Source organism: Pedobacter sp. 01T416_2 (assembly GCF_056398925.1).
The window spans coordinates 1-6,026 of the sequence record NZ_JBFTQI010000346.1 but is presented as its reverse complement, the minus strand read 5'-3'; the positions used below and the strand labels follow the sequence as shown (position 1 = coordinate 6,026).

The window sequence follows — 6,026 nt, the reverse complement described above, 5'->3', positions numbered from 1 at the left end:
CGATAAAACAGATAACGTTAAAAATGAATTAACGGGTGAATATGGTCCGGTTCCTGCAACCCAACGCGATTATAAAGCTGCCGGCTTGGGATCTATTGTTGTTGGTGACGAAAACTATGGCGAAGGTTCATCACGTGAACATGCCGCTATGGAACCTCGACACTTAGGTGTTCGTGCTGTATTGGTAAAATCTTTTGCCCGTATCCACGAAACCAACCTGAAGAAACAAGGTATGTTAGGTTTAACCTTTGCAGATAAAGATGATTATGATAAAATCTTAGAGGATGATACCATCGATATCGTAGGCTTAACAGAATTCGCTCCAGATAAACCATTAACATTAGTATTACATCACGCTGATGGCACCCAGGAGCAATTCCCTGTTAACCACAGTTATAACGATCAACAAATCGAATGGTTTAAAGCTGGTGGTGCGCTAAATATTATTCGGGCTGAAGCAGCGGCTAAGGCAGCGCTTTTGTAAATTGAAGTCCGAAGTCCAGGGTCGGAAGTTCGAGATTTGGATGACATCATATCAATCCCGTTTTGTTAAATCAGAACGGGATTTTTTGTTCTTTTACCAGATACCGCTTAAAATGATATCTGTTTCTCTAATTTGTCACATTGAGCTTGTCGAAATGCCTTAAAATCGTTTTAAAAAGTTCTCGACAGGCTATTAATGACAAATTCTAAAAATCGGCCGTCTTTCCCGCAAAGGCGGGAATCTTAAAGCAACCGACAAGCCCCTACCAAGGCATTATGATTATCTTCGATGAGCACTTCGTGGTTCCCAATCGAGTTGGGAATGACGAAACCCCGTATCCTGTCACCGTCACTCCATTGTTTTTCTAAAAGTGATTTCTCAGTATGACAAATCTATCATTTAGGATTTAACCTCTTTCTTTTTTCGGAAAGCTTTGCAGTAGTTCTTGGGTTGGGGTTAGTCCCGCTAATGCTGCTGCAGGTTGAAGGAACCAGCATTCGCGTATATCGGGTTTAGATGGCAGAGACAGAGGTGCTTTTCACACAAAGATTCCCTGGATGCCATGAGGGAGATTTTGCCTTCCTTGCAGGAAATGAGCTTTCTAGCCCCAGGCGCAGCGGCATCCCTGAAGCGCAGCGTAAGGATATAGCGAAGCATGGGAACGAACCTTAATAACCTGAGTTCGATTATTAAATCTCACTTTGTGACGTTTTAATCAAGTTTTCTGTTAAGTCGGTCGTCACCCTGAATTTATTTCAGGGTCTTTCCTGCCAAAAAAGATGCTGAAACAAGTTCAGCATGACGATAAGATTAGGAATAAACCTTGTCTGATAGTATTTTTACAATTTAATAATCGAACTCAGGTTAATAGCTGTTACTGACCCTGCGCTTCAAAAAAAGACTTGTATAATTAGATTGCTTCACACCATCACAAAAGCCTCTGCTTCATTCGCAATGACGAGCTTTGTATTATTCAAACTCATAGCCGCAATCGTAGCAATGATGACATTTATTGGCCTTGATGGGTGTAGTTAGGGTTAAAAAGGCAAGTATAGTTGCCCAAATACTGTATTTTTTATTGGTAGCCATTCCATAACCCACATTGGTAGATCCACATTTCTCGCAAACTGTTCTATTTTCCGCTGGTTCTTCTTCACCAACAATTTCATCTGATGATTCAAAAGCCAAACTATTGTCTTCAGCTAGTAAAGCATTAATGGCCTCTACATCTCTTTCAAAAACAATGAGTTTTACACCGCCAATGGCCTGATTGTAATTTAAGGTTGCAACATTTTCATCCGCAAGGAAACAGGCAAATCCACTATCTTCCAATTTAGCTTTAATAATATTGGCCTCCATCGGATTGTAATAGGTGCTGTAAACTACTGTTCTATCATTCATAATCCAAACATAAGAATTTGTTTGACTTAAATAGTCCTCGTTTGCAACTAGGATTAGCGAGATCTGCATTTATAATGCACAAGTGTAAAATGATGGCGATCAAATCGCCTTTCTCCTTCATCCTCGTTACAAACGAGGACGATGTATAGGCCTATTTCTTCAAAAACTCCTGCCACCAATAGCCCGAATCTTTAATGCTACGTTCTTGCGTTTTAAAGTCGTTATAGATCAGCCCAAACCTTGCCGTAAAGCCCTCGGCCCATTCAAAATTATCCATTAATGTCCAGGCCATATAACCGCTTACATTTATGCCTTCCTTTTTGAGCTTTAGCAGTGCATTTAAATAAAGTTTAAAATATTCGATCCGCTCAGGGTCTTCTACCCTACCGTTGATCAATTTGTCATGATAAGCGGCACCATTTTCCGTGATTATGATATTTTTGACATTTGGGTAAGCGGCAAACTGTTTCACAATATTATAGAAACTATCAGCATTTACCTCCCATCCCATTGCGGTATGGGGCTTTTTTCTGCTCTTGGCTTTTACCTCCCAGGCCTGAATAACCGGAATAAAGGCATTATACTTAACCACCAAAGGGAAATAATTTTGAAGACCAATAAAGTCAAAATCAAATTTCATCCGTTCGTGAAGCCGCCAGGTACCATATTCGATCTGAAATTTCTCTAACACATCCCAATTGGCAGTGGGAAAACCCATGCCTTGTGTAGGTTCTACAAAAAGACGGTTCATTAGGCAATCAACACGTTTTGCAGCAAGGATATCACCATCACTATGGGTACTTGGAATTACTTCCGAGCAAGAAAAAGTAGTCCCGATATTAGCCTTGCTAATTTCTGCACGTAAAATCTTGCCACCATCTGCCTGGGCCAGTGCGGTATGTAATACCGCTGAAAAGAAATTTCCTAATCCAGTTTTCCCTGGGGCATGAACGCCTAACATATACCCCAAAGAAGTATAACCGAAAGGCTCATTCAACACAATCCAGTTTTTCACTTTATCGCCATATTCTAGCGCACAGATACTCACAAAAGCATTAAAAGCAGCGTTGATGCTAAAGCTTGTCCAGCCTCCCTCATCTTCTAAAGCCTGTGGTAAATCCCAGTGATAAAGCGTTATGTAGGGTGTTATTCCATGGGTTAAACATTCATCAATAAGATTGTGATAAAAACGGATGCCTTCCTGGTTAATCTCTCCCCTACCTGCAGGTAAAATGCGCGACCAGGCAATAGAAAACCTAAACACTTTAAAGCCCAGCAGTTTAACCAAAGCTACATCTTCAGCATACCGGTGATAAAAATCGCAAGCAGGATCTAATTTGTGATTCTTTTTTATTTTTCCATTTTTCGCAGTAAAGGTATCCCAAATGGAAGGGCCTTTACCGTACTGGGTGGCTGTACCTTCTATTTGGGCCGCAGCAGTAGCCACACCCCATAAAAAATCCGAGCCAAAATCGCTTGCATTAATCATTCGTTATCAATTAATTGCCATAAGTTGCGAGTTTAATATTAATAAATCGTTAACAATTGAAATGATTCGAAATGAAAACATTTTTTAATATTTTTACGCTATGCGCTACTCCTCATTAATTTCTTTTTTATTGGTATTATTAAGCCTCTCTGCCTTTGGAAAATTTACCCCTCCTGTTAATGATGAACTGATAAACGCCATAAATATTACTAATACAAGTGCATATTGCAGTGGCGATGCCGAATTTAATAATTTAGAAGCTACTCCGAGCAATTATAATAAAGGTTTAAACTGGCCAGCTGTTGGAAAAGATGTTTGGTTTAAGTTTACGGCATCTAAATTTGATGTAAACATTTCTGTTAGTGGAAAAATTAACACCAATAGTACAAACACTTTAATTGATCCGTTGGTTGCCTTATATTCATTTGATGCAGCAACTGGTTCTATAAGCGAGTTACCCGGCACGCTGGCCACATCAAACAATGTTAATTCTTTATACAAAGGCGCTTTAACGGTAGGACAGATTTACTATGTTAGGGTTAGCGCAGCAAATAACGTTACCGGTACCTTTAAACTTTGCATAGATAATTATTTCCCACCAATACGGCCAGGACAAGACTGCGGGACATTTTCAGTGCTGTGCACAAAAGAAACATTTACCCAGTTAAATGTAACTGGCTCGGGAGCAAATAATCACGAATCGGCCGGAACCTGCCTAGGTACAGAATCTAACTCTGCCTGGTATATGTTTAAGGCCTCTGCACCCGGCGACTTTACTTTTGTAATCACACCTACTGTAACCACAAACGACATTGACTGGATTTTTTATGATTTAGGCGTGAACGGGGATTGTAGTATGGTGAATGCTTCAAATGCAATCAGATGCGCATCAGGAAGTGGTGTAACCTGTAGCCCCACATATTATAAAACTGGCCTGAGTATGACGGAAACTGATTTGACAGAGTCGGCGGGTTGTCCACCTGGTCAAAATGGCTTTGTAAAATACGTAGACCTGCAACAGGATCATGTTTACGCATTACTTATAGATAATTATTCAGGAGGAAATAATGGCTTTACGCTAGAATTCGGTGGTACGGCTGATTTTGCAGGTCCAACAGCCGAAATTGATGTTAAGAAACTAAATCCATGTACCGATAGCCAAGCGTATATTTTCGAAAGCAGAGCACAGAATTTCGCTGCTTTAAAATGGTCTTTTGGTGAAGGTGCAAGCTTGGTTTCGGCCACAACAGCCGGGCCGTTTACCGTAACATACAACACGCCTGGAGAGAAAGTTGTGGTTTTAGAAGCAAAAGGCACAAACGGGTGCAATGTTGTAACTACACAAACTTTTATTGTAGCAAACACACCTGAAAAACCTGCTATAATGGCTTCAAATGTTAATTTATGTCAGGGAGATGTATTAAAATTATCAACTCCTTTTTTAAACTTAGCAAACTACCACTGGTCAGGGCCAAACGGTTTTATTTCAACAAAACAAAACCCCGAAATCCAGGTAAGCGGAGCAGAAATAGTTGGCACATATAAGCTTTATGTTCAGGTTGGAGACTGTGTTAGTGAGGTAAATTCCGTCGATATTCTATCGGTTGATTTGAAACCTGAAGCAATGTTTTCGATTGAGGTTAATAATAAATGCGAAGCAAACCAGTCCTTTTCGTTTATCAATACTTCTAAAAATTACACGAAGCTCACCTGGGATTTTGGTCCAGGCGTAAAAAGCCAGGTTGCAATTAATAACGACAGTAAAATATTAACCTTCACTGAGACAGGGCTTAAAACAATCAGGCTGACAGTTGAAACCAATAATGGTTGTGTTTCTACTTTTACAAAAGATATTTTGGTAGAATTGAAGCCAGAAAAACCAGAAATTAGTATCAATCAGGCATTGTTTTGTTTAAAAGACATCATAAAATTAGCTGTACCCGCACAAGAAGGTATTACTTATGCATGGAGCGGGCCAAACAATTATAACGCGACCACAAATGCCATTGAAATTCCGGTAACAAACCTTAATCTGGCAGGACAGTATCAGGTTGTGTTAACATCAGGCTCTTGTAGCTCCGAACCAGCAATTATCGTTATTCCGGCCATTGCCAGAATTCCTGTAGCTAAATTTTATACCGAACCTACCTTCGACGTTAAGTTTTCTGCTCCGGCCCCCATTACATTTACGAATACGTCGCTTTATGGAGATTTTTACGAATGGGATTTTGGCGATGGAATTACTTCTTCAGACCAAAACCCCACCCATATTTATCAAACCGATGGATTATTCAGAATTACTTTAACTGCATTTTCTAAAAACGGCTGCGCAAATTCAATCACCCAAGGCGATCTGATCATCAAAAAAAATGCATCTACATTTGTTCCAAATGCATTCTCGCCAAACGGCGATGGAATCAATGATGAATTGGTTGTTGGTGTAACAAACCTTGGGAAATATAGCATCCACATTTATAACCGACTGGGTACCCAGGTTTTCTTTACCAATAACATATTTGAAAACTGGGACGGTACTTTTAAAGGCAACGAACTCCCTGTTGGCGTATATTATTACGTTATATTGGGCACTAACTTATCAAATAAAAATGTCAAATATTCAGGTTCAATAACCCTTCTCAGATAGTTTAGTAA

3 protein-coding genes and 1 pseudogene are annotated in these 6,026 nt (G+C 39.8%); 2 read left to right on the top strand and 2 right to left on the bottom strand.

The genetic code is table 11. The annotated features are described in order from the left end of the window. Nucleotides 1-484: pseudogene (locus AC1DPQ_RS15125) on the top strand (aconitate hydratase); the annotation flags it as partial. Between the two features lie 969 nt (nucleotides 485-1,453). On the opposite strand, the gene AC1DPQ_RS15120 reads toward AC1DPQ_RS15125, so the two are convergent. Together AC1DPQ_RS15120 and AC1DPQ_RS15115 are read right to left on the bottom strand one after the other, a co-directional pair. Beyond that, nucleotides 1,454-1,885, bottom strand: coding sequence for a putative signal transducing protein (locus AC1DPQ_RS15120; protein WP_477582686.1), 432 nt, complete (start codon nucleotides 1,883-1,885; stop codon nucleotides 1,454-1,456). A 151-nt stretch (nucleotides 1,886-2,036) separates the two neighbouring features. Beyond that, nucleotides 2,037-3,374 carry a GH1 family beta-glucosidase gene (locus AC1DPQ_RS15115; RefSeq protein ID WP_477582685.1) on the bottom strand — a complete coding sequence of 446 codons (1,338 nt, stop codon included), beginning with the start codon at nucleotides 3,372-3,374 and terminating at the stop codon, nucleotides 2,037-2,039. A gap of 100 nt (nucleotides 3,375-3,474) precedes the next feature. On the opposite strand from AC1DPQ_RS15115, the gene AC1DPQ_RS15110 reads away from it, so the two are divergent. Beyond that, complete coding sequence (locus tag AC1DPQ_RS15110; protein WP_477582683.1) at nucleotides 3,475-6,018, top strand: PKD domain-containing protein; 2,544 nt, start codon at nucleotides 3,475-3,477, stop codon at nucleotides 6,016-6,018. Nucleotides 6,019-6,026 lie beyond the last annotated feature (8 nt).

Coding starts and splice junctions, on each gene's coding strand:
- AC1DPQ_RS15120 (WP_477582686.1), bottom strand. CDS start 1,885: ATGAATGATAGAACAGTAGTTTACAGCACCTATTACAATCCGATGGAG.
- AC1DPQ_RS15115 (WP_477582685.1), bottom strand. CDS start 3,374: ATGATTAATGCAAGCGATTTTGGCTCGGATTTTTTATGGGGTGTGGCT.
- AC1DPQ_RS15110 (WP_477582683.1), top strand. CDS start 3,475: ATGCGCTACTCCTCATTAATTTCTTTTTTATTGGTATTATTAAGCCTC.